Annotated in this window: 23 protein-coding genes; 10 read left to right on the top strand and 13 right to left on the bottom strand. The window is 63.6% G+C overall.

Annotation, left to right across the window (positions count from 1 at the left end):
- Positions 1 to 12: 12 nt before the first annotated feature.
- The 3 genes from QMG84_RS02030 to QMG84_RS02020 form a co-directional block, all read right to left on the bottom strand.
- The gene (locus QMG84_RS02030; RefSeq protein ID WP_281930113.1) at positions 13 to 426 is read right to left on the bottom strand and encodes a VOC family protein; all 414 of its coding nucleotides are present in this window, start codon (positions 424 to 426) and stop codon (positions 13 to 15) included.
- Positions 427 to 665: 239 nt separating this feature from the next.
- Positions 666 to 1,562 carry an SRPBCC family protein gene (locus QMG84_RS02025; protein WP_281930111.1) on the bottom strand — a complete coding sequence of 299 codons (897 nt, stop codon included), beginning with the start codon at positions 1,560 to 1,562 and terminating at the stop codon, positions 666 to 668.
- The gene (locus tag QMG84_RS02020; protein WP_281930110.1) at positions 1,546 to 1,890 is read right to left on the bottom strand and encodes an ArsR/SmtB family transcription factor; all 345 of its coding nucleotides are present in this window, start codon (positions 1,888 to 1,890) and stop codon (positions 1,546 to 1,548) included. Before QMG84_RS02020 ends, QMG84_RS02025 begins: the two co-directional genes overlap by 17 nt.
- 172 nt (positions 1,891 to 2,062) lie before the next feature.
- On the opposite strand from QMG84_RS02020, the gene QMG84_RS02015 reads away from it, so the two are divergent.
- The 3 genes from QMG84_RS02015 (at position 2,063) to QMG84_RS02005 (ending at position 3,958) form a co-directional block, all read left to right on the top strand.
- On the top strand, positions 2,063 to 2,632 hold the full coding sequence (locus QMG84_RS02015) for a DUF4142 domain-containing protein (RefSeq protein ID WP_281930109.1): 570 nt from the start codon (positions 2,063 to 2,065) through the stop codon (positions 2,630 to 2,632).
- A gap of 184 nt (positions 2,633 to 2,816) precedes the next feature.
- Entirely contained in the window at positions 2,817 to 3,632 is an 816-nt protein-coding gene (locus QMG84_RS02010) for an outer membrane protein (protein WP_281930108.1), read from the top strand.
- Between the two features lie 110 nt (positions 3,633 to 3,742).
- Entirely contained in the window at positions 3,743 to 3,958 is a 216-nt protein-coding gene (locus QMG84_RS02005) for a SlyX family protein (protein ID WP_281930106.1), read from the top strand.
- Positions 3,959 to 4,066: 108 nt separating this feature from the next.
- On the opposite strand, the gene QMG84_RS02000 is transcribed toward QMG84_RS02005, so the two are convergent.
- The 5 genes from QMG84_RS02000 to fabA form a co-directional block, all read right to left on the bottom strand.
- Positions 4,067 to 4,384 carry a c-type cytochrome gene (locus QMG84_RS02000; RefSeq protein ID WP_281930105.1) on the bottom strand — a complete coding sequence of 106 codons (318 nt, stop codon included), beginning with the start codon at positions 4,382 to 4,384 and terminating at the stop codon, positions 4,067 to 4,069.
- A 79-nt stretch (positions 4,385 to 4,463) separates the two neighbouring features.
- Positions 4,464 to 5,273: an enoyl-ACP reductase FabI gene (fabI, locus tag QMG84_RS01995; RefSeq protein WP_281930103.1), complete on the bottom strand. Its 810-nt coding sequence runs from the start codon at positions 5,271 to 5,273 to the stop codon at positions 4,464 to 4,466.
- Positions 5,274 to 5,353: 80 nt separating this feature from the next.
- A complete protein-coding gene (locus QMG84_RS01990; RefSeq protein WP_281930102.1) occupies positions 5,354 to 5,692 on the bottom strand; it encodes a hypothetical protein in 339 nt (112 codons plus the stop codon).
- 226 nt (positions 5,693 to 5,918) lie between these two features.
- Complete coding sequence (gene fabB / locus QMG84_RS01985; protein ID WP_281930101.1) at positions 5,919 to 7,142, bottom strand: beta-ketoacyl-ACP synthase I; 1,224 nt, start codon at positions 7,140 to 7,142, stop codon at positions 5,919 to 5,921.
- Positions 7,143 to 7,333: 191 nt separating this feature from the next.
- A complete protein-coding gene (fabA, locus tag QMG84_RS01980) occupies positions 7,334 to 7,855 on the bottom strand; it encodes a 3-hydroxyacyl-[acyl-carrier-protein] dehydratase FabA (RefSeq protein ID WP_202070747.1) in 522 nt (173 codons plus the stop codon).
- A 337-nt stretch (positions 7,856 to 8,192) separates the two neighbouring features.
- Here fabA and irrA point away from each other — a divergent pair, with 337 nt between their 5' ends.
- Positions 8,193 to 8,576 (top strand): iron response transcriptional regulator IrrA, encoded by a 384-nt coding sequence (gene irrA / locus QMG84_RS01975; protein ID WP_246744687.1) that lies wholly within the window; start codon positions 8,193 to 8,195, stop codon positions 8,574 to 8,576.
- 166 nt (positions 8,577 to 8,742) lie between these two features.
- Here irrA and QMG84_RS01970 read toward each other — a convergent pair whose 3' ends face one another.
- Positions 8,743 to 9,270 carry an SH3 domain-containing protein gene (locus QMG84_RS01970; protein WP_281930100.1) on the bottom strand — a complete coding sequence of 176 codons (528 nt, stop codon included), beginning with the start codon at positions 9,268 to 9,270 and terminating at the stop codon, positions 8,743 to 8,745.
- Positions 9,271 to 9,484: 214 nt separating this feature from the next.
- Here QMG84_RS01970 and QMG84_RS01965 point away from each other — a divergent pair, with 214 nt between their 5' ends.
- Positions 9,485 to 10,480 carry a 2-hydroxyacid dehydrogenase gene (locus QMG84_RS01965; protein WP_202070750.1) on the top strand — a complete coding sequence of 332 codons (996 nt, stop codon included), beginning with the start codon at positions 9,485 to 9,487 and terminating at the stop codon, positions 10,478 to 10,480.
- A gap of 188 nt (positions 10,481 to 10,668) precedes the next feature.
- Positions 10,669 to 11,166 (top strand): META domain-containing protein, encoded by a 498-nt coding sequence (locus QMG84_RS01960; RefSeq protein ID WP_202070751.1) that lies wholly within the window; start codon positions 10,669 to 10,671, stop codon positions 11,164 to 11,166.
- 263 nt (positions 11,167 to 11,429) lie between these two features.
- On the opposite strand, the gene QMG84_RS01955 is transcribed toward QMG84_RS01960, so the two are convergent.
- From QMG84_RS01955 to QMG84_RS01945, 3 genes are all read right to left on the bottom strand, one after another.
- Positions 11,430 to 12,251 (bottom strand): universal stress protein, encoded by an 822-nt coding sequence (locus QMG84_RS01955; RefSeq protein WP_281930097.1) that lies wholly within the window; start codon positions 12,249 to 12,251, stop codon positions 11,430 to 11,432.
- Positions 12,252 to 12,429: 178 nt separating this feature from the next.
- The gene (gene hisS, locus QMG84_RS01950; RefSeq protein ID WP_281930095.1) at positions 12,430 to 13,929 is read right to left on the bottom strand and encodes a histidine--tRNA ligase; all 1,500 of its coding nucleotides are present in this window, start codon (positions 13,927 to 13,929) and stop codon (positions 12,430 to 12,432) included.
- The gene (locus QMG84_RS01945) at positions 13,930 to 14,412 is read right to left on the bottom strand and encodes a GIY-YIG nuclease family protein (protein WP_281930094.1); all 483 of its coding nucleotides are present in this window, start codon (positions 14,410 to 14,412) and stop codon (positions 13,930 to 13,932) included.
- A 280-nt stretch (positions 14,413 to 14,692) separates the two neighbouring features.
- Between QMG84_RS01945 and QMG84_RS01940 the strand changes: the two genes are divergently transcribed.
- From QMG84_RS01940 to QMG84_RS01925, 4 genes are all read left to right on the top strand, one after another.
- Positions 14,693 to 15,808 (top strand): patatin-like phospholipase family protein, encoded by a 1,116-nt coding sequence (locus tag QMG84_RS01940; protein ID WP_281930092.1) that lies wholly within the window; start codon positions 14,693 to 14,695, stop codon positions 15,806 to 15,808.
- Positions 15,805 to 16,557 carry an acetoacetate decarboxylase gene (locus QMG84_RS01935; RefSeq protein WP_281930091.1) on the top strand — a complete coding sequence of 251 codons (753 nt, stop codon included), beginning with the start codon at positions 15,805 to 15,807 and terminating at the stop codon, positions 16,555 to 16,557. Before QMG84_RS01940 ends, QMG84_RS01935 begins: the two co-directional genes overlap by 4 nt.
- The gene (locus QMG84_RS01930) at positions 16,557 to 17,333 is read left to right on the top strand and encodes a 3-hydroxybutyrate dehydrogenase (RefSeq protein ID WP_281930090.1); all 777 of its coding nucleotides are present in this window, start codon (positions 16,557 to 16,559) and stop codon (positions 17,331 to 17,333) included. Before QMG84_RS01935 ends, QMG84_RS01930 begins: the two co-directional genes overlap by 1 nt.
- Positions 17,334 to 18,005: 672 nt before the next feature.
- Positions 18,006 to 19,160 carry a TIGR03808 family TAT-translocated repetitive protein gene (locus tag QMG84_RS01925; protein WP_281930089.1) on the top strand — a complete coding sequence of 385 codons (1,155 nt, stop codon included), beginning with the start codon at positions 18,006 to 18,008 and terminating at the stop codon, positions 19,158 to 19,160.
- Positions 19,161 to 19,319: 159 nt separating this feature from the next.
- On the opposite strand, the gene dxs is transcribed toward QMG84_RS01925, so the two are convergent.
- Positions 19,320 to 21,296 (bottom strand): 1-deoxy-D-xylulose-5-phosphate synthase, encoded by a 1,977-nt coding sequence (gene dxs, locus QMG84_RS01920; RefSeq protein ID WP_434085968.1) that lies wholly within the window; start codon positions 21,294 to 21,296, stop codon positions 19,320 to 19,322.
- Positions 21,297 to 21,391: the final 95 nt, after the last annotated feature.

Below are 21,391 nucleotides of genomic sequence, written 5' to 3'. Positions count from 1 at the left end.
CGCCTCCTATTGTCACGCCACAACGATCACGTTCCATAGAACGCCGAACCGGTCCTCGACCATGCCGAAGCGCGGCGCAAAGAAGGTCTCGCCGAGCGGCATTCTTATTTGGCCTTCATTCGCGAGCGCTGCAAATATGCGATCGGCCTCGGCCGCGTCCTTCGCCGTATAGGTCAAACTAAAGCCCTTGAAGCCCGCGCTATCCGGACCGCAACCGTCGGAGAGGCTCAGGTTGGAGCTGTCGACACTCAGATTGGCGTGCATGACTTTATCGCCCCACCCCGGCGCGATGACGCCCTCTGGCGCAGGCTGGGGACTCTCCTTGAAACGCAAAAGCATCGTCAGCTCTGCGCCCAGCGCCTTTTGGTAGAAGGCGATCGCCTCCTCGGCGCGGCCCGCGAAATAAAGGTAGGGATTGATAGCCATCACATGTCTCCTTGTTCAAAACATAAGTAAGTTTTAGCATTTCCGTTTGAACGGCTTGCGTCGGGCATTTCATTCCCGGCGGGCTGAAAGCCCGACCGGGAATCCAGAGCCACAAACGCGTAGGGTTTGCTCTGGATTCCCGATCGCTCGCTTTGCGAGCGTCGGGAATGACACCGAAACCAATCAAGCAGACCTCGTGTTAAACCGCGGCGGCTCGGGCCGAAGCACCTTCGCCGTGGTCAATTGCTGTCTTGCGCGAGCTGCGTCGAATGTCGCGCCAGATACTCGAATGCGCCGGTCCAGCCATTTTGATGCGAACAAGCGGATTCCACTGTGGCGAGGCCAGCATGGACAAAGACCATGTCGGTCTTGCCGTCACGCTCGTTGAGAACGACTGTGATCATCGTGTCCGCCTGAGGCTCGAGACTGTTGCGCTCCCATCGATGGGTGAAAACGAGACGCGACGGCTTTTCTATTTCGACATATTCGCCGCAATGGATGAAGTCTTCGCCTTCGGGCGAGCGCATGCCGGACCGCCATTTGCCGCCGATGCGCAATTCATTCTCGGCGAAAAGCACGTTGAAATTGGCCGGGCACATCCAGCGGAGCAAATGATCGGCTTCCGTCCATGCTTTCCATACCAGGAGTCGTGGCGCATCGAATGTGCGGCGCATGACAATCGTGTAGCCGGCGCCTTCTTCGCCGGTCGCACGCGCCAATCCTTCGAGAATGCTTTCCCATCCTGCCCGCATGCTCGCGTCAATAGGCGCCCGTTCCACGCGATGGGTGAGCGTCAAAAGGCTCCCCGCGCCATCGGCCTCGATCTCGACTGTGACGAGGCTGCGCGTACCGTCCTTGTCAGTGGCGAGAGCGAAGACGATCCGACGGGGGCGATCGATCTCCCGATATTCGCCGAAATGGGTTGCAAGGCTTTCGCCGCGCTGCTCGTGAATCGCAAAGCCGCCGCCGACGCGCGCGTCTATCTCGACATGCGCCGATTGACCGCCAGGAGTAGCGAAAAGCCATGCGCCGACGGCTTTGGCGTCGAACCAGGCGTCGAAGACGATCTCGGGCGGCGCGGCGAAGCGGCGCGAGACGACAAGCGTCGAAACTACATCGTCAGTTGTGCGGTCCATCAGGGTTGCCTTTCTGTAATTCCTTCAAATAGACGTCGAGCCGGTCGAAGCTTTGGTCCCAGAAGCGCCGATAGCTCTCCAGCCACCCTGCAAGATCGCGCAGCGGCGCCGCCTCGAGCCGGCAAGGCCGCAACTGCGCCTTGCGAGCGCGGCTGATGAGCCCCGCCTGCTCCAGCACCTTCAAATGTTTCGAGATGGCCGGCTGGCTGATCGCAAAGGGCGCCGCAAGCTCGTTGACCGACGCGTCGCCTTGGGCGAGGCGCGCGAGGATCGCCCGGCGGGTTGGATCAGCGAGAGCGGAAAGCGTGAGGCTGAGCGGGTCCTGCATGTATTCTTGCCTAGTTATATAACCTATTAGTTATAAATATCGCGCCTTTCATTCCGCGTCAACCGCGCCCCGTCGTCGACGCAAGGAAAGTCGCCGCCCCGCAGCGCCAGACAGGAACGAAGACAGGGAGGGCGGGTTAGGGTTGGGGGCTCGCTGTCACGGAGCAATCGAGATGAGGCCTGTCATCGCTACGAGCGTGTTTCTTGCGCTTGCCCTGCAAGGGGCGGCCTTTGCGCAGCAATCGACGCAGACTCCAATGCGGGAAGCGCCGACGACCGGCGCGCGAACGACCCAATCGCAGCGCGTCACCACCCAGGAGTTTTTGAACAAGGCGTGGAACATCAATAATTTTGAAATCCAGGCGGGCCAGGAGGCCGAGAACAAGGCGCAGAAGTCCGAGTTCAAGGATTTTGCCAAGATGGTCGTCAACGACCACCAGAAGATGCAGGATGATTTGAGGTCCATCATGCGAAGCACGCGCGGCGCGGAGCTTCCAAACGCCGCCGACGCCGAGCACGCCCAGAAGCTCAAGCAGCTTTCATCGGCCACAGGCGCAGCCTTCGACCGCGAATTCCGTACCCTGCAAATCCAGGGACATCAGGAAGCGATTCGCCTGTTCCAGGATTACGCCGCCTCGGGGGATAATCCTGACCTCAAGAAATTCGCCCAAAACTCCGTGGCGATCCTCGAACGCCATTTGCAGCGCGCCGAGTCGCTCAAGGGGCCGGAGGGCGTCATGTAAGCACGCGCCGAAATCGGGCGTTTTGCGAAGGCGGGTCGGCGACGACCCGCCTTTCTACTGGCGGGGCGCACCCGCGCTCTAACTCTAAAGCATTGCAAGATATGAACATTTTCTCACCCAACTTTGCCCCGGGTCGACCGTTACGTTCGAGGCCTGTCGAGCAAGCGTAACGGAGTGAATGACAATGAAGACGGGAAAAATCGCCGCGATTGCGATGATCGCGACGGCGGTGGGCGGTTCGGCCTTCGCCGCCGACCTTCCCTCGCGCAAGGCGCCGCCCCCGCCGACCTATGTCCCGCCGCCGCCACCGATAATGACCTGGACCGGCTTCTATGGCGGCCTCAACCTCGGCGGCGGCTGGAGCGCCAACCGCGCCAATCCCAACAACTTCGCCCTCTATGGCAGCCCGGTGAACGGCGCCACTTACCTCCTGCCAGGAAATACGAAGGGCGGCAATTCGACGGGGGGCGTCGTCGGCGGCGGCCAGGTGGGCTATAATTATCAGATCGGCTCCTTTGTCCTTGGCGCCGAGACGGATTTCCAGGGCACGAGCATGCGCTCGGGCGGCGCCGCCAATACCGCGCTTTATCCTGATCCGGCCGGGGGTGGCGCTCTTTTGGTTCCGCTATCGCCCGCCGGCAACCGGGGCATCGCGCTCAACTGGTTCGGCACGGCGCGCGGCCGCGCCGGCCTCCTGGTCGCGCCGACTTTGCTGGTCTACGGCACGGGCGGCTTCGCCTATGGCAATCTTCAGAGCCAGTTCACGGGCGCGAGCAGCACCCGCACGGGCTGGACGGCCGGCGGCGGCGCCGAATGGATGTTCATGCCCAACTGGTCGGCCAAGGGCGAGTATCTCTTCACCGACCTCAACAGCGGCGGCGCACAAAGCGCGTTGGCCGCCACTGCGACCGATCGCCGCCATACGCAATACAATGTCGTGCGCGCCGGCGTGAATTATCACTTCAACCTCGGCGGCGCGCCCTCGCTGACCTCCTATTGAGGCGCTTCGGTCCGTCCGCGAAAAAGAATGCCCGGCCCAGGCGGCCGGGCATTTTCGTTTGGGGGACGTTGTAAACTCGTCAGAATCATCGAGACGCAATGGAGTTCGATATGAGCGACGAACCTTTTGATTACGCGGCCCGCCACCACGCGCTGGAAACGCTGATCGCCCACCAGGACAGAACGATCGCCGAACTGAGCGACGTCATCGCCTCACAATGGCGCAAAATCGATATTCTCGAGCGGCAAGTCGCCCAGTTGCGTGAGGAATTTCAGAACATCGGCGCTTCCCGCGATACGCCCGAGCCGCCGCCTCCGCATTACTAAGAAACGGAGGGCCGATCTAAATGCTCGTGTGCGCTCATGCCGGCTTCTTTAGGGATCATTCGGCGCATGGCGTGGGTCGAGCGCTGACCATCGCCGACGTCTTTGCGCCTACTTCTTTCTCAGCCCCAAAATATACCATGTGACCGAATCCATCTCCTCGGGCGAGAGGATGAAATTCGGCATGTTCCGGTGCGAGGAGCGCAAAAACACCTTCAGCGACAGCTCCGTCGTCGAGGGCATTCTGGCGACGTCGAGGAAGCGCGGGGCTTTGGGATCGGGGCTGATGGCGTCGGGGTCGGCGGTCACGGCGTGGCATGAGGCGCAGGTGTCCTGCGCGATGCGCTTGCCGACCGTCTCATCGGGCCCCTGGGCGAGAGCCGGCGCCGTCGCGGCGGAGAGGAAAAGCAAAACCGACAGCAATCTCATTTCCCTCTCCTTTTCCCCCGATTATATCGCGCTTTCCTTTCGCCGAACCGGTCGCCACTTCGGCGGAAAGCGCTTCAAATTATTCGCCGCCGCTCAAATCCTCCGGGCGCGGCTGCAGCATGATGTTGTAGCCGGCGTCGACGAGATGGATTTCGCCGGTCACGCCGCCCGAGAGTTCCGATAGGAAATAAAGCGCCGAGCCGCCGATTTCATCGAGCGTGATCATTCGCCGCAGGGGGCAATGCTGCTTCTGGAAGGCGCCCATGGCGCGCGCGCCGGTGATGCCGGCGCCGGCCATGGTGCGCACCGGCCCGGGCGACAGCGCATTCACGCGGATGCCGCGGTCGCCGTAGTCGGCGGCGAGATAGCGCACGCTGGAGTCGAGCGCGGCCTTGGCGACGCCCATCACATTGTAGTTCGGCATGACATGGGTGCCGCCGCCAAAGCTCACCGTCACCATCGAGCCGCCGTTCTTCATCAAGCGGGCCGCGCGCTTCGCCGCTTCCGTGAAGGAGAAGCAGGAGATCACCATGGTGCGGACGAAATTCTCGCGCGAAGTGTCGGCGTAGAGGCCTTTCAGCTCGCTCTTGTCGGAATAGGCGATGGAGTGGACGAGGAAGTCCATCTCGCCCCATTCCTGCTCCAGCCGCGCGAAGACCGCGTCGACGGTCTCGACATCCTCGACGTCGCAGGGCAGGACGAGATTGGAGCCGAGCTCCTCAGCGAGCGGCTTCACGCGCTTGCCGAGCGCCTCGCCCTGATAGGTGAAGGCAAGCTCAGCGCCATGGCGCGCCAGCACGCGGGCAATGCCATATGCAATCGAATGGTCGTTCGCGACGCCCATCACGAGCCCGCGCTTACCCTGCATCAAACCGGTAGAAACCGTCATCTCGCTCTTTCTCTACTCGAAAGGCCTGAAAGCGCCAGCTTTCGAACTGGCGATGTCTTATCGCTGACCGTTGAAACGCGCTAGCGCTTGCGATAATCGCCGGTAAAATCACAAGCCACGCCGTGAAATGGCAGGCAGTTTTCTTCCTCGACGCTGACGCCCTTCTTGGTGCGGCGTAGGATCAGCGTGCATTTGTCTGTTTCCATGACGGCGGTCGCCCGAAGAACGTCGCCCGCGACCGGACCGGCGCCGTCGAAATCCCCCGTGCAAGCCTGCGACGCGACGCTGGCCCGGACATTATAGCTGCCGTCGCTGCTCTTCTTGATCTCGATGTCCTGCGAATAGGACTTCGAGCCCGCGACATAGCGTCCTTCGAAAGCGCTGGCGCTTGCGGGGAGAAGGGCGGCGGCGAGCGCCATGATGAGCGCGATCCCGCTGGGCGTGAGCTCATCCCTCCCCTTTACGGGGAGGGTGGCCCCGCGTAAGCGGGGTCGGGTGGGGTCAAACCCCAACCGCAGTCGTTGCGGCGCGAACCCCACCCGGCGGCCTACGGCCGCCGACCTCCCCGTAAAGGGGAGGTATTGGGCGCCATATATTTCAGCTTGCCGTATGTCGGCTGGCGCCGGTTTGGCGACCCAGACCACCTCACGCATCGGGGTGCTTGAAAACCAGCGTGGCGTTGGTGCCGCCGAAACCGAAGGAGTTCGACAGAACCGCGCCGAGCTTCACATTGTCGCGACGCTGGCGCAGGATCGGCATGTCGGCGAATTCGGGATCGAGCTCCTCGATATTGGCGCTCTCGCAGATAAAGCCGTTCTGCATCATCAGCAGCGAATAGATCGACTCCTGCACGCCAGTCGCGCCGAGCGAGTGGCCGGTGAGCGACTTGGTGGCGGCGATCGGCGGGCATTTGTCCTCGCGGCCGAAGACCTCGCGCAGCGCCTCGATCTCCTTGGCGTCGCCGACCGGCGTCGCGGTGGCGTGTGGGTTGATGTAGTCGATCGGGCACTTAACGGTCGCGAGCGCCTGTTTCATGCAGCGCACGGCGCCTTCGCCCGAGGGCGCCACCATGTCGTGGCCGTCGGAGGTCGCGCCATAGCCGGCGATCTCGGCGTAGATCTTGGCGCCGCGCGCCTTGGCGCGCTCATATTCCTCCAGCACCAGCACGCCAGCGCCGCCGGCGATCACGAAACCGTCGCGGTTCTTGTCATAAGCGCGCGAGGCCGTCGCCGGGCGGTCGTTATAGGCGGAAGACATGGCGCCCATGGCGTCGAAGAGGACGGAGAGCTCCCACTCCAATTCCTCGCAACCGCCGGCGAACATCACATCCTGCTTGCCATATTGAATCATCTCATAGGCGTTGCCGATGCAATGGTTCGAGGTCGCGCAGGCCGAGGAGATCGAATAGTTCACGCCCTTGATCTTGAACCATGTGGCGAGCGTGGCGGAGGCCGTCGAGGACATGCATTTCGGCACGGCGAAGGGGCCAACGCGCTTGGGGCCTTTGGTGCGGGTGATGTCCGCGGCCTCCACGACGGTGCGGGTCGAGGGGCCGCCCGAGCCCATGATGATGCCGGTGCGCTCATTGGAGATATCCGCCTCGGTCAGGCCGGAGTCGAGGATCGCCTGATCCATGGCGACATGGTTCCAGGCGGTGCCCGTGGCGTGGAAGCGCATGGCGCGGCGATCGACGATCGTGGAGGGATCGAGCGTCGGCAGGCCATAGACCTGACAACGGAAGCCCAGCTCCGCATATTTTTCGGCGCGGACGATGCCGGAGCGCGCCTCGCGCAGAGAGGCGACCACTTCCTGCGTCGTATTGCCGATCGACGATACGATGCCCATGCCGGTGACGACGACTCGTCTCATTTCTCTCGCCCTGCGCGGCTTGACGCCGCCTGTCACTGCGTCGGGGCGGTTTTCCGCGCCCTTCGAGACGGCGGCTGCGCCGCCTCCTCAGGGTGAGGAAAACGGCGGGGGCCGTCGACTCTCATTTCAAACGACAACCCCATCCTGAGGAGCCCGCGAAGCGGGCGTCTCGAAAGATGGGCCGCATCGCCTCACGCCGCCGGCGCCGGGGCGTTGGCGAGGCCGACCTTGAGATCCTTCGCCTCATAGATGCGCTGGCCGTCCGCCGCCACCCAGCCGTCGGCCATGCCGAGCACGAGCTTGCCCGTGCGCACGCGCTTGAGATCGACGCCGTAAGTGACCGTCTTCACGGTCGGGCGCACCTGGCCGGAGAATTTCACCTCGCCGACGCCGAGCGCCATGCCGCGGCCGGGATTGCCGAGCCAGGCGAGATAGAAGCCGACCATCTGCCACAGCGCGTCGAGGCCCAGGCAGCCGGGCATGACCGGATTGCCCTTGAAGTGGCAATCGAAGAACCAGAGGCTCGGCTTGACGTCGAGCTCGGCGCGCATATAGCCATTGCCGTGCTCGCCGCCGGTCTCGAAAATCTCGGTGACGCGGTCGAACATCAGCATCGGCGGCAGCGGCAGTTGCGCATTGCCGGGCCCGAAGAGCTCCTCGCGCCCGCAGGCCAATAAATCCTCATAGCCAAATGACGAGCGCCGTTCGCTCATGATCTCTCCGCCTCCGCTGCAGCCTTTCGACAGGCCCTGTTCCCCTCGCGCGGCCCCTCTGGTCGAGCGCGCGCCGCCCGCTTGTTGTTCGCCATCCCGCGCCCTGCAGGACGGCGGGACGGATTTCTAGGGCTGCGTTCCGTAACATAGGCGCGCGCCCGCCGGAAGCGGCTGCTAGCGCCGGAGGGCGCGATGCAGGAAAAAGCGGGACGAAGTTGAGGCTTCCGGTTTTTTTTGGTATAGGTCAAAGAAAAATATGGGCTGCCCGCCAATGGACGCTTTCGTCAACCAACCGATATCGCCCGGCCTTCCCGAGCGCCGCAAGCCCGTCCACGACATGCTGGTCGCCGCGGGATTGCGTCCGACCCGGCAACGCGTCGCGCTCGGCGAGCTGCTCTTTCGCGGCTGCGACCGCCATGTGACCGCCGAACGCCTCTTCGACGAGGCGGTCGCGGCCAATCTCTCGGTCTCGCTCGCGACCGTCTATAATACGCTCCACCAGTTCACCGACGCCGGCCTCCTGCGCGAGATCGCCGTCGACGGCGCGCGGGTCTATTTCGACACCAATGTGAGCGACCACCACCACTTCCTCATCGAGGAAGACGGCGAGCTTTACGATATTTCCGGCTCCAATGTCGCGGTGGCGAATCTGCCGACGCCGCCCAAGGGGCTGCGGATTGATCGCGTCGACGTAGTGGTGCGGCTGCGGCGGGAGGGGTAGGGCCCCGCCCTCATCCGACCCCTGCTGACGCAGGGGCCACCTTCTCCCGCAAGCGGGAGAAGGGAGAACCCCAAGGTTTTTGAACGACAAAGTTTCAGCGCGATTCCTTCTCCCGTTTACGGGAGAAGGTGGCCCTCGCGTCAGCGAGGGGCGGATGAGGGCGGCGCTACTCCACCTTCTCCCCCGGATACACCCCCCACAAATTCTCCTGCTGGATATACCCATCGAATTCCTTGCCCGCGATTCGGCACCATTTGCCGTCGCAGCCGCGCAGATTGCCGATCACCCCCGGGCCGAGTTTCGCCACCGGCGTCGAATGGTTCGACGCCATCAAAAGCTGCGGCTCCTTTTTCCAGGGCGCGACCAGCGCCGTGCGGCGGCCCGAGAGCAGCGAATGCAGCACCCAGCCTTCCGTGCCTTCCGAATCACGAATCTTGCGCCAGGTCTCGAATTCCGCGGTAATCTCGACAGGCAGTCCGGCGCGCTGATAGATCCAGAGCGTCGGGTGCTCCTTGCTCGGCCCCTCGCGGAGATTGACGCGATCCGATTTGAGGCTGACATATCGGGGAATAGGCAATTTGCTCACCGGGCCGAGCTGCGGCTCCTGCGCTCGCGCGAAAGGCGGAAAATGGAGCGCAATCAAGCTGAAAGCCGCGAATAGGCCGATTGAAATCCTGCTTTTTTGCTGCCGCATGATGGGGATGATCGCTCGTCTTGTCTTTGGCCCGCCATCTGCTAGGAACGAAAAAGCAGGCGCCGGGCGGCATCGTCGTTTTGTCGCCTGCCATCGTTAAGACCGGGTTGAAACCGGCGCGCCGACGCAAGGGCCGAGGTCTCGACGCTTTTAGCAAGTTTTCGAGTTTTTGCCACGAAGCCATCCGGGCGAGCCGAAGGGACGAAGCGCAACCATGCCGAAGAAGAAGCCGCTCGTAATCGTGACGCGACGTCTGCCCGAAGTCATCGAGACCCGCATGTGCGAGCTCTTCGACACCCGGCTCAACGAGACCGACAAGCCGCTCACCCATGAGGAGCTGGCCGAGGCCATGCGCACGGCGGAAGTGCTGGTGCCGACCATCACCGACCGCATCGATTCGAGCCTCATCTCGCAGGCGGGCGAGCAGATGAAGCTCATCGCCAATTTCGGGAATGGCGTCGACAATATCGACGTCGCCTCGGCGCTCGGGCGCTCGATCACCGTCACCAACACGCCGGGCGTCCTCACCGAGGACACCGCCGACATGACCATGGCGCTGATTCTCGCGGTCGCGCGGCGGCTGGTCGAAGGCGCGCGGGCGATCCCCGAAGCCGCCTGGACCGGCTGGTCGCCGACCTGGATGCTCGGCCACCGTATCACCGGCAAGCGGCTGGGCATCGTCGGCATGGGCCGCATCGGTCAGGCGCTGGCGCGGCGCGCCAAGGCCTTCGGCCTCTCGATCCATTACCACAACCGCCGCCGCGTCCCGGTGGAGATCGAGGAGCAGCTCGAGGCGACCTATTGGGAGTCGCTCGACCAGATGCTGGCGCGCGTCGATGTCGTCTCGGTCCACTGCCCGCACACGCCGGCGACCTATCATCTGCTCTCGGCGCGCCGGCTGAAATATCTGCGCCCGCAATCGATCCTGGTGAACACTGCGCGCGGCGAAATCGTCGACGAGAACGCGCTGGTGCGCATGCTGGAGGCCAATGAAATGGCCGGCGCCGGCCTCGACGTCTTCGAACATGAGCCCGCCGTGTCGCCCAAGCTCCTCAAGCTCGCCCAGAGCGGCAAGGTGACGCTCTTGCCGCATATGGGCTCGGCGACCATCGAGGGCCGCATCGACATGGGCGAGAAGGTCATCATCAATATCAAGACCTTCATGGACGGCCACCGCCCGCCGGACCGCGTGCTGCCCAGCATGTTGTGATAAAAACCATCGCGTCTTAGCCTTGCCGCGCGGCGCGCCGCCGCGATTCGGGCTTTTTTGCATGCGAATCAAGCGCCTGAGAGCGCGTTCCGCTTTTGCGGCGAGAAGCGCTTCGGCATTTTGATTCGGCGCCGCTTCCATCGCTTGCACGAGCTGAGCGAGCGGAGCGCGCAAGGGAGGGGACTTACATGAACAAGCTATTCTCGATCCTCGCGGCTGCTCTGTGCGTCGCGATGATCACGGCGCCGGCCGAGGCCAAGAAACACGCCAAGCCCGCCGCCGATGGCCAGGCGCAGGAACAGCAGCAGGGCGGCGAGGACGGCGGCAAGGATTCGGGCGGCATTCCGCGTTACGTTCCCTTCCCGCACAACCGCAATTTCACGCTGAAGGAAATCAACGGCAAGGCGCCGCCCGTGGAGATGTGGATCAACATCGACTCGACCGGCCGCGCCAATGGCTTTTCGGGCTGCAAGAACTGGTCGGGCGTCTTCGTCATCGGCCCGGACCGCCTCGGCCCGCGCGCCATGCCCGCCACCAACGAACGCCAATGCGACGGCGCGCTCGCCGGCATCGAGCGCGACTATTGGGGCGTGCTGCTCTCCGGCCCTTACTGGGACGTGAAGGGCGACACGCTCACGCTCAAGGGTTTCAAGGGCGGCGTGCTGAAGTTCGAACGCTCCCTGTAAGACTGTTTCCGGTTGAATAGCTCGCATGGGGACTTGTCATTCCCGGCGGGCTGAAAGCCCGACGGGGAATCCAGAGCCACAAAAGCGCTGGTTCTGCTCTGGATTCCCAATCGCTCGCTTCGCGAGCGTCGGGAATGACAGCGAACCAATCAAGCGGATCTCGTATAAGACCAACCGGAGTCATTGCGAGGAACGAAGCGACGACGCAATCCAGCGCCACATCGCTGCTCTGGATTGCTTCGCTTCGCTCGCAATGACGGCTGCTACCGCGCCGGGACCGCATAAACCGGGCAAGGCGACTCGCGCAGCACGCGTTCGGTCGTCGAACCGCGCAGCGCGTCGAGCAGGCCCCGGCGTCCCTGCGTCGGCATGGCGATGAGATCGGCGCCGATCTCCGCCGCATAGGCCAGAATCGTCTCGACCACCGGCCCCTGTCGCAGTTCGATATGCGGCAGCAGACCCTCGAAGATCGGCAGCCGCTCGCCGACATGCAGCAGCATGACGTCGGCTGCCGGATTCATCGCATGGGCGAAATCGGCGATGTGCCGGAAGGCGTCGAGCGGCGCCACATTGGGCTCGACCGGCATCAGCACCGTATTGAGCGAGACCACGCCGGTCTCACGATCGACGAAGCCCGTCTGATCCTCGCGCAGCAAGAGCGCCGGTATGAGGGTCTCGCGGACCGCCTCCTCTGCGACCGATTCGTCGAGCCAGCGCTCGAGCCCGGTGCGGTTATGCGTCATCAGCACCATCAGGTCGCACAGATGGCGCGTCACATAGGCGGCGACGCCATGCACTGGGGACCCCGCCTCGACCGCAGCCTTCACGAACTGCACGCCGAGCTTTTCGGCGACCTCGGCGCGCGAGGCGGCAGGGTCGATCATCCGCCAGCGGGCCAGCGTCTCCCGCACATGCGGAAAGCGCTCCCAGCCGTCGGGCGCTTCCTCTTCGAGATTTTCGATATGCAGAAGATGCAGCGCGCCCTGCGTCGCCACGGCGATGCGCAGCGCATGGGCGAAGGCGTCCTGGCCCGAAAAGGAGAGGTCCGTCGGATGAACAATGGATTTGGGCGGGTTACCGATCATCGCGTCTCTCCCGGCTCTCTTTGTCTAAAGAGAAACCTATATCGCCGCGAGGACCGCGCCTAGTACGGCGTTGTCGCACCGCTCTCCGTCATTGCGAGCGAAGCGAAGCAATCCAGGGCCGCAGTAGCTGCTCTGGGTTGCTTCCTCGCGACGCTCCTCGCAATGACGCCCGCCCGGCCTACTGCTCTCGCTGCGCCGCCAGCGCCTTCGCGACTTCCGCGGCCAGCTCGCTCTCGGGCACGGAGATCTGCGCCGGGCGCGCCGCCTTCCATTCTTCATTGGTGGCGATGGCCACGGCCGCCCTCGCGCCAGCGATGAGGTCCTTGATCTGAACCTCGCCCTTGGCCTTTTCGTCCGACCCCTGGATCACGACGAGCGGACTGTTGCGGCGGTCGGCGTATTTCATCTGCGCCTTCATGCCCGCCGCGCCCAGATACAGCTCGGCGGCGATCCCCACCGCCCGCAATTGCGCGACCATGCGCTGGTAATCCGCCACGCGGTCGCGGTCGAGCACCAGCACCACCACCGGCCCGACATGCGGCCGGGCCGTCACGATGGGGCTGCCGACGAGCTTCAAGGCCGCGAAGAGCCGCGAGACGCCGATGGAGAAGCCGGTCGCCGGCGTGTTCTCGGGCCGGAAACGCCCGACGAGGCCGTCGTAGCGCCCGCCGCCGCCAACCGAGCCGAAGCGCACGGGATTGCCTTTCTCGTCGCGCGTCTCGAAAGTGAGGTCGGCCTCGAAAACCGGCCCGGTGTAATATTCGAGCCCGCGCACGACGGAAGGATCGATGCGGATGCGGTCCGGCCCGAAGCCGGCGTCGCGCGCGAGATCCTCGATCTCGAGCAGCTCCTCCGCCCCCTGCGCGCCGATCTCGCTCTTGCCCAGGAGGCCGAAGAGATCGAACTGCGGCTTGCCGTCCTTATATTGGCCGCCGAGGCTGAAGGAGAGGATCGTGTCGATCGCCGGCAGCGGCAGGCCCGCGCCTTTGGTGAAATCGCCGCTTTCATCCTTGCGGCCGTCGCCGAGCAACTGACGGACGCCATCCGGCCCGAGCCGATCGAGCTTGTCGATGGCGCGCAGCACGACGAGGCGGCGCGCGGCGTTCTCCGCGCCGCCGACGCCGATCGCTTCCATGACGCCGTCGAGCACCTTGCGGCTGTTGATCTTGATCACATAGTCGCCGCGCGCGATGCCGAGCCGCTCCAGCGCCTCCGCCGCCATCATGCAGATTTCCGCATCGGCGGCGGGCGAAGCCGACCCCACCGTGTCGGCGTCGAACTGCATGAACTGGCGAAAACGCCCCGGCCCCGGCTTCTCGTTGCGATAGACATGGCCGCAGCGATAGGAGCGATAGGGCTTGGGCAGCCGGTCGTAATTCTGCGCGACGAAACGGGCGAGCGGCGCCGTCAGGTCGTAGCGCAGCGACAGCCATTGCTCGTCGTCGTCCTGCAGGGAGAACACGCCCTCATTCGGCCGGTCCTGGTCGGGCAGGAATTTGCCGAGCGCGTCGGTATATTCGAAGGCCGGGGTCTCCAACGCCTCGAAGCCGTAGAGCTCATAGACCGAGCGGATGACGTCGAGCATGCGGCCCGTGGCGGCAAGCTCTCCCGCCTCGCGATCCGCAAATCCGCGGGGGCTGCGGGCCTCAACCTTCGATTTCTTTTCGTCGCTGGACATTCACTTTAGTTCCGCTGCGCGCGCCCTCCCAGGGAGGGGGCTGAATCTCGCCGCCTTCCTAGCATTTTCCCATTCGGAGGGAAGCCGTGCGTTGGCGGGAAAAAGCCGCAGATGCGAGACGCAGCGCGGGCAGTCCGAGCTGCCGAAGCCCGGCAGGGGAAAAGGAAAGGCGCCGAGCGCCGCGTTCAGCGCACATTCGCTCCCGCCCTCGACGATAAAGGCGCCTAGAACGTCGCCCGCCGCCGTGAGCTGGTCGATATGCCAATGCGCGCGTTTGTCGCGGCGCATATGGCGCGCCAGCCGGGCGCGCAGCCCGCCGGGGCCATTTGCCGAGCCGCAATAGAGATAATCGCCGGGCTCCAATGCGCCGACGCGCGCGCCGGCCCTCACTGCGAGCGGCGCGGGAAGCCGCAACCACAAGGCATAGGCGCCGGGGCTCGGGGACGCGCCATCGGCGGCGACAATGAAGGCCAATCGGGGCATGAACAGCTCGCATTGGGGGATGTCATTCCCGGCGGGCTGGAAGCCCGACCGGAAATCCAGAGCCGCAAATACGCTGATTTGGCTCTCGATTCCCGATCGCTCGCTTTGCGAGCGTCGGGAATGGCGCCGAACCAATCAAGCGGATCTCGTAATCAGAATTTTTCGCTTCCGCCGCGCCGTAAACACAAAATTTGCCGCACTGCAAAAACTTTTACCGAAGCCCGCCCTTAACCGCTAAGCTGCCGGCGCTTTCTTCGATTCTTATGCTTCGCGGGGTTGAATGGCCACGGCGCTGGGCGAAAAAAATGTTCTTGTCCTGCAGGGCGGCGGCGCGCTCGGCTCCTATCAGGCCGGAGCCGTCGCGACCCTCATGGGGGCGGGCCATGCGCCCGATTGGGTCGCCGGCATCTCCATCGGCGCGATCAACGCCGCCATCATCTGCGGAAATCCCCCCGAAAAGCGCGTCGAGCGATTGCGCGAACTCTGGAGCCGCATGACGAGCGGCCTGCAGGTCTCGCCGCTTTCCGACGACGTCGTGGTTCGGCGGGCCTTCAACGAGTTCAGCGCGGCGACGACCGCGACTTTCGGCGTGCCCGGATTTTTTTCGCCGCGCCCCTCCCTGCCTCTCCTCTGGCCGGCAAACGAGACGTCCGTCAGCATCTACGGCACCAAGCCGTTGCGCGAGACTTTGTTGGAGCTTGTCGATTTCGACCGGCTCAATTCCGGCGAGACGCGGATCAGCATCGGCGCCGTCAATGTGCGCACGGGCAATTTTCGCTATTTCGACTCGCAGAACGAGCGCATCACGCCCGAGCACATCATGGCGAGCGGCGCGCTTCCCCCGGGCTTTCCGCCGGTGGAAATCGACGGCGAACTCTACTGGGACGGCGGCCTCGTCTCCAACACGCCGCTGCAATATGTGCTCGAAATGTGCGGCCCGCGCGACCACATGTGCATCTTCCAAATCGATCTTTTCTCTGCGCGCGGTCCGGCGCCGACGACGCTGATCGACGTCAGCCAGCGCGAAAAGGACATTCGTTTTTCGAGCCGGACTAGGCTCAATACCGACGTCTTCCGCGACCTCCAGACCATCCGCCGTCACATCCGGCGTTTGAGCGAAAGGCTTCCCGAAGCCCTGCGCGACGATCCCGACTGGCGCGCGCTGAGCGACTTCGGCTGCGGCGCAGCGATCACCATCGTGCAACTGATTCACCGCGCCGCCGCCTATGAGACGAACTCCAAGGATTACGAATTTTCCCGTTACACAATGATGGAAAACTGGTCGGCGGGCGTGCGCGACGTCGAAACCACGCTTGCCCACCCGGCGTGGCGCGATCGAACGCCGCCCGATCATGGCGTCGCCATTCTTGATTTGACGAAGGAACAAGACTCATGACCCTAGACGAGATTCGTCGTACCGCCTTCGCCATGCCGTTGACGAGCCCGGCCTTTCCGAAAGGCCCCTATCGATTCGTCGATCGCGAATATCTGATCGTTTCCTACCGCACTGATCGCGAAGCCCTTGCGAAAGTTGTTCCCGAACCGCTTTCTTTCGTCGACCCGATCGTGAATTTCGAATTCATCCGCATGCCCAACTCGACGGGGTTCGGCGATTATACGGAGTCGGGCCAGGTCATTCCCGTCGTTTTCGAGGGTCGGCGCGGGAACTACACGCACGCCATGTATCTCAACGACGGCCCGCCCATTTACGGCGGGCGGGAATTATGGGGCTTTCCGAAGAAATTCGCGCAACCCTCGCTCGCCGTCGAACGCGACGCGCTCGTCGGCACGCTCGACTATGGCTCCGTACGCATCGCGACGGGCGTCATGGGCTACAAACATGTCGCGCTCGATCCGGCGGCGATGGCGAAGTCCATGTCCGCACCGAATTTTCTTCTCAAGATCATTCCGCATGTCGATGGCGCGCCAAGAATTCTGGAGCTGGTCGATTTCCGGCTCGAGGACATCACGGTGAAAGGCGCCTGGACCGGTCCCGCCTCGCTTCAACTCGCCCACCACGCGCTCGCGCCCGTCGCCGATCTTCCCGTGCGGGAAATCCTTTCGGCGACGCATATCCTCGCCGACCTCACGCTTGGTCTTGGAACGGTCGTCTTCGATTATCTCTCTGAGGAAAGGCCCCGCTGATGACTCTCGACGGAAAAGTTTGTCTGATCACCGGGGCCGCCAGCGGCATCGGCAACGCCATCGCCAAGCGTTTCGTCGAAGCGCAGGGACGCGTTGTCATCGCCGACCTCAATCTCGACGCCGCCAAGGCCGCCGCCTCTGAGCTCGGCGGCGACAAAGTGGCGATCGGCGTCGGCATGGACGTATCGAATGAGGAGCAGGTCAACGCCGGCGTCGACGCCGCCGCGAAATGGTTCGGTGCGATCGACGCGCTCGTCTCCAACGCCGGCATTCAGATCGTCCATCCGATCGAGGAATTCCCGTTCGCTGATTGGAAAAAGGTGCTCGCCATTCATCTCGACGGCGCCTTCCTCACGACGAAAGCCTGCGTGAAATATATGTATCCGCAGCGCTCCGGCGCGCTGATCTATATGGGTTCGGTGCACAGCCACGAAGCATCGCCCTTGAAATCGGCCTATGTCGCGGCGAAGCACGGCATATTGGGGCTGACGCGCGTGATGGCCAAGGAAGGCGCGAAACATAACGTCCGCGCCAACGCCATCTGTCCCGGCTTCGTCATGACGCCGCTCGTCGAGAAGCAAATCCCCGAACAGGCGCAGGAGCTCGGCATCAGCGAAAAGCAGGTGGTGACGGATGTGCTGCTGAAGGAAACCGTCGACAGCCAGTTCACCAAGGTCGAGGATGTGGCGGAGGTCGCGCTGATGCTCGCGGCGTTCAAGACCAACGCGCTGACGGGGGAGTCGATTATTGTCAGCCACGGCTGGCATATGAATTGAAAGCGGGGTACTCATTTGGAGTGCGACCTGAGTGACTGCAGCACGCGTCTTATCACACGTCTCGACTGGCCAATTTGACTTATGAAACCTGTCAAGGCGGCAACAAAAGAGGTCAACGTAACAATCACAGTCGTCACGTCGGAGAGTAGTGTGTGGTCGAACATAGACGCCTTCCTTCAGCAAAAAAGCTGTCGAAGGCATTCCTTTCGGGGGGCATTTCCACTCTGCGCTTTCACGAGAGGCTGTCAAATTCGGCCTATCTCCTTGTGCGACCTCTCACCTAAAACTGCCCTTCAGCCACTCAGAAAACCTCGGTTGAGCAACTGATTTTCTTTACGACGGCTTTTCTGCGCTAGCGGGCGAAAACCGTCCCTTATTAATAAGAAATTGAAAACTTTTATTCTTCGTTGTGTGGGAACTGATTCGCGGTGACCCCGTGAACGTAGCGTCAGTTGTTTTGCCCCATTAAGAGCGATCCCGACCGATACTTAGAAAACAGACACCCCGGCCATGCTGTCCGATAACATCCGGCCCATACGTTTTTCCCGCCGCGACATGCTGCGCCTTTGCTGCGCAGCAACCGCCTCACTTTGCCTGCCAAAGCCACTCGCCCTGGCGCGCGCGGACGAACTCGCGCAAAGGCTGCGTGAGGCGGCGCGCAAAGGAGCGGCCGTGTCGCTCCCCGCGGGCGAGATCACGCTCGCCGGGCTCGATCTGCCGGACGGCGCCATCCTGCAAGGCGTTCCCGGCCGCACCGTGTTGAAGCTCTCGGGCCTCGGCCCGCTGCTCTCTGCCACCATGGCGCGCAAGATCACGCTGGAGAACCTCGTCTTCGACGGCGCTGGCGGCGTCACCCCGAAGGAAAAGGGGCTGCTCGACTTCACCGATGTGATCGATCTTTCGATCCGCGGCTGCGTCATCCGCCGCGCTTCCGCGCGCGGCGTCATGCTCGCCCGTTGCGGCGGCGTTTTCGCGCAAAATGAGATCGCGGAGGTCGGTGACGCCGGCATCTATTCGCGCGACGGCCTCGGCGTCGATTTCGACAACAACCATATTCACCGTTGCGGCGACAACGGCCTCGTCATTCATGCGACCTCCGCGGGCCGCTACGATGGCTCGCGCATCCGCAACTCTCTCGTCGAGGATGTCGACAACCGCTCGGGCGGCAATGGGCCCTATGGCAATGGCGTCCTCGTCTGGGGCGCGGGGACGATCCGCGTCGAGCGCAACCGCATCTATCGCTGCGCCTATAGCGCCGTGCGCAACAACGCCGGCCACGGCGTGGACGTCATCGGCAACGACTGCAAGGGCTTTCGGGAAAAGGCGATGTACGCCGAATTCGGCGCCAAGAATTCGGTCTTCCGCGACAATCGCGTCGAAGACGCAGGCGCCGGCATCGCCGTCGCCAACGCCGACAAGGGCACGGATGGCGCGATCGTCTCGGGAAATACGATCATCTCTATGAAAGAGAGCCATCCGGACCCCGAGTTCGGGCCGCAGATGCTGTGGCTCACCGGCATTCTCGCCGAGAAGAACGCCGACATCACGGGCAATAAGATCGTCGGCCCCGGATGGATCGGCATTGCGCTGGGCGGCTGGCGCGAAAATCTGCGCGCCGAGGCCAATGAGATTTCCGGCGTCGACTACGGAGTCGTGCTCGCAACCGGCGAGGGCGCCGGCGACGCCACGGTCGCGCGCAACCGGATCAGCGCGAAAAAGGCGGCGGTGATCGCCTCTGCCGGGATGAACTTTTTGCCCGGCGATCTGACGAAATCGGGCGCCGAAAAATACCCGCGTCTGATTGTGCGGGATAATGAAACCGGCTGACGCCAACGCGCAATAGCGAGCCTCCCGTCATTGCGAGCGAAGCGAAGCAATCCAGAGCCGCTATGGCTGCCCTGGATTGCTTCGTCGCATACGCTCCTCGCAATGACGGTGGGAGCCGATCGCTCGCTGCGCGAGCGTCAGGAATGACAGAGGCGCGCTTTACGCGATCATCACCCGGGCGGCGGCCTTCTCGTCGCCGAGCAGCTCCAGCGCCTTCGCGACCATCGCTTTGCTGTCGAGCATGGCGCGGGCGAGCATCATCTCGTGCTTGTCGTGGTCGATATAGGCGTCGGGCAGCGTCATGCTGCGGAACTTGAAGGCGCCGCGCGCGCCGTCGAGCAGGCCGTCGTCCGAGAGAACCTGGAAGACCTGCGAGCCGAAGCCGCCGATGGAGCCTTCCTCGATCGCAATCAGCACTTCGTGATTGGCGGCGAGGCGACGGATGAGGTCGCGGTCGACGGGCTTGGCGAAGCGGGCGTCGGCGACCGTCGTCGAAATCCCGTAATTCGCCAGCTCCTCGCCGGCCTTCAGCGCGTCGCCGAGGCGGGTGCCGAGCGAGAGCAGCGCGACCTTGGAGCCCTCGCGGACAATGCGGCCCTTGCCGATCTCGAGGACCTCGCCGCGCTCCGGGAGCTCGACGCCCACGCCCTCGCCGCGCGGATAGCGGAAGGCGATCGGGCCTTCCTCATAGGCGACGGCGGTCGAGACCATATGCATCAGCTCGCCTTCGTCGGCGGCGGCCATCACCACCATGCCCGGCAGGCAGCCCAGATAAGCGATGTCGAAGGCGCCCGCATGGGTCGGACCATCGGCGCCCACGAGCCCGGCGCGGTCGATCGCGAAGCGGACCGGCAGATGCTGGATGGCGACGTCGTGCACGACTTGGTCGTAGCCGCGCTGCAGGAAGGTCGAATAAAGCGCGCAGAAGGGCTTGTAGCCCTCGCAGGCCAATCCGGCCGCAAAGGTCACCGCATGCTGCTCGGCGATGGCGACGTCGAAGGTGCGGGTCGGGAAATGCTTGCCGAAGGCGTCGAGGCCGGTGCCCGACGGCATGGCGGCGGTGACGGCGACGATCTTGTCGTCGTGCTCGGCCTCGGCGATCAGCGCCTTGGCGAAGACGCCCGTATAGGAGGGGGCGTTGGCCTTGGGCTTATATTGCTTGCCGGTCTCGACGTCGAATTTGACGACGCCGTGATATTTGTCCTCGGCCGCCTCGGCGGGCGCATAGCCCTTGCCCTTCTGCGTGACGACATGGACCAGCACAGGACCGTCGTCCTTGTCGCGGACATTCATCAGCACGGGCAGGAGATGGTCGAGATTATGCCCGTCGATCGGCCCGACATAATAGAAGCCGAGCTCCTCGAACATGGTGCCGCCGGTGATGAAGCTGCGCGAGAATTCCTCGGCCTTACGCGCCTTGTCATAGATGAAGCGCGGCAGATGCGAGGCGAGCTGCTTGGCGGCGTCGCGGATCGAGCGATAGGCGCCGCCCGAGACGAGGCGCGCGAGATAGGCCGACATGGCGCCGGTCGGCGGCGCGATCGACATGTCGTTGTCGTTGAGGATGACGATGAGGCGCGAATCCAGCGCGCCGGCGTTGTTCAGGGCCTCATAGGCCATGCCCGCCGACATGGAGCTGTCGCCGATGACCGCCACGACATGGTTGTCGCCATGCGAGAGATCGCGCGCGATCGCCATGCCGAGGCCGGCGGAGATGGAGGTCGAGGAATGGCCGGCGCCGAAAGCGTCATATTCGCTTTCCGCGCGCTTGGTGAAGCCGGAGAGGCCGCCGCCCATGCGCAGCGTGCGGATGCGGTCGCGACGCCCGGTGAGGATTTTGTGCGGATAGGTCTGGTGGCCGACGTCCCAGATGATGCGGTCGTCCGGCGTGTTGAAGACGTAATGCAGCGCCACCGTCAGCTCGACGACGCCGAGGCCGGCGCCCAGATGCCCGCCCGTGACCGAGACGGCGTCGATCGTCTCCCGGCGCAGCTCATCGGCGACCTGCCTCAGTTGATTGGGCTGCAGCTTGCGCAGTTCCTGCGGAGTCGGAATCTGATCGAGCAAGGGGGTCTTCGATGTCGTCAAAGCGTCGCTCTCGTCTGGGATGTCCGAAATTTTCTGGGGTCTAGGCATATCCGCTAAGCCATGGCGCAGCAAATGCGCCGCCGCACGCGCCAATGGATTCTCCGAAGACTGTTGCCCCGGCGCAACGCTCATGGGGCCACAGC

This window comes from Methylocystis iwaonis (assembly GCF_027925385.1).
GTDB classification, from domain to species: domain Bacteria; phylum Pseudomonadota; class Alphaproteobacteria; order Rhizobiales; family Beijerinckiaceae; genus Methylocystis; species Methylocystis iwaonis.
Note: the sequence above shows the minus strand (reverse complement) of the source record. Positions and strands in the feature narration are given on the sequence as shown.

What these genes read in the sequence shown, in the direction of transcription:
- QMG84_RS02030 (WP_281930113.1), bottom strand. Translation starts at nt 426, where the DNA reads ATGGCTATCAATCCCTACCTTTATTTCGCGGGCCGCGCCGAGGAGGCG.
- QMG84_RS02025 (WP_281930111.1), bottom strand. Translation starts at nt 1,562, where the DNA reads ATGGACCGCACAACTGACGATGTAGTTTCGACGCTTGTCGTCTCGCGC.
- QMG84_RS02020 (WP_281930110.1), bottom strand. Translation starts at nt 1,890, where the DNA reads ATGCAGGACCCGCTCAGCCTCACGCTTTCCGCTCTCGCTGATCCAACC.
- QMG84_RS02015 (WP_281930109.1), top strand. Translation starts at nt 2,063, where the DNA reads ATGAGGCCTGTCATCGCTACGAGCGTGTTTCTTGCGCTTGCCCTGCAA.
- QMG84_RS02010 (WP_281930108.1), top strand. Translation starts at nt 2,817, where the DNA reads ATGAAGACGGGAAAAATCGCCGCGATTGCGATGATCGCGACGGCGGTG.
- QMG84_RS02005 (WP_281930106.1), top strand. Translation starts at nt 3,743, where the DNA reads ATGAGCGACGAACCTTTTGATTACGCGGCCCGCCACCACGCGCTGGAA.
- QMG84_RS02000 (WP_281930105.1), bottom strand. Translation starts at nt 4,384, where the DNA reads ATGAGATTGCTGTCGGTTTTGCTTTTCCTCTCCGCCGCGACGGCGCCG.
- fabI (WP_281930103.1), bottom strand. Translation starts at nt 5,273, where the DNA reads ATGACGGTTTCTACCGGTTTGATGCAGGGTAAGCGCGGGCTCGTGATG.
- QMG84_RS01990 (WP_281930102.1), bottom strand. Translation starts at nt 5,692, where the DNA reads ATGGCGCTCGCCGCCGCCCTTCTCCCCGCAAGCGCCAGCGCTTTCGAA.
- fabB (WP_281930101.1), bottom strand. Translation starts at nt 7,142, where the DNA reads ATGAGACGAGTCGTCGTCACCGGCATGGGCATCGTATCGTCGATCGGC.
- fabA (WP_202070747.1), bottom strand. Translation starts at nt 7,855, where the DNA reads ATGAGCGAACGGCGCTCGTCATTTGGCTATGAGGATTTATTGGCCTGC.
- irrA (WP_246744687.1), top strand. Translation starts at nt 8,193, where the DNA reads ATGCTGGTCGCCGCGGGATTGCGTCCGACCCGGCAACGCGTCGCGCTC.
- QMG84_RS01970 (WP_281930100.1), bottom strand. Translation starts at nt 9,270, where the DNA reads ATGCGGCAGCAAAAAAGCAGGATTTCAATCGGCCTATTCGCGGCTTTC.
- QMG84_RS01965 (WP_202070750.1), top strand. Translation starts at nt 9,485, where the DNA reads ATGCCGAAGAAGAAGCCGCTCGTAATCGTGACGCGACGTCTGCCCGAA.
- QMG84_RS01960 (WP_202070751.1), top strand. Translation starts at nt 10,669, where the DNA reads ATGAACAAGCTATTCTCGATCCTCGCGGCTGCTCTGTGCGTCGCGATG.
- QMG84_RS01955 (WP_281930097.1), bottom strand. Translation starts at nt 12,251, where the DNA reads ATGATCGGTAACCCGCCCAAATCCATTGTTCATCCGACGGACCTCTCC.
- hisS (WP_281930095.1), bottom strand. Translation starts at nt 13,929, where the DNA reads ATGTCCAGCGACGAAAAGAAATCGAAGGTTGAGGCCCGCAGCCCCCGC.
- QMG84_RS01945 (WP_281930094.1), bottom strand. Translation starts at nt 14,412, where the DNA reads ATGCCCCGATTGGCCTTCATTGTCGCCGCCGATGGCGCGTCCCCGAGC.
- QMG84_RS01940 (WP_281930092.1), top strand. Translation starts at nt 14,693, where the DNA reads ATGGCCACGGCGCTGGGCGAAAAAAATGTTCTTGTCCTGCAGGGCGGC.
- QMG84_RS01935 (WP_281930091.1), top strand. Translation starts at nt 15,805, where the DNA reads ATGACCCTAGACGAGATTCGTCGTACCGCCTTCGCCATGCCGTTGACG.
- QMG84_RS01930 (WP_281930090.1), top strand. Translation starts at nt 16,557, where the DNA reads ATGACTCTCGACGGAAAAGTTTGTCTGATCACCGGGGCCGCCAGCGGC.
- dxs (WP_434085968.1), bottom strand. Translation starts at nt 21,296, where the DNA reads ATGCCTAGACCCCAGAAAATTTCGGACATCCCAGACGAGAGCGACGCT.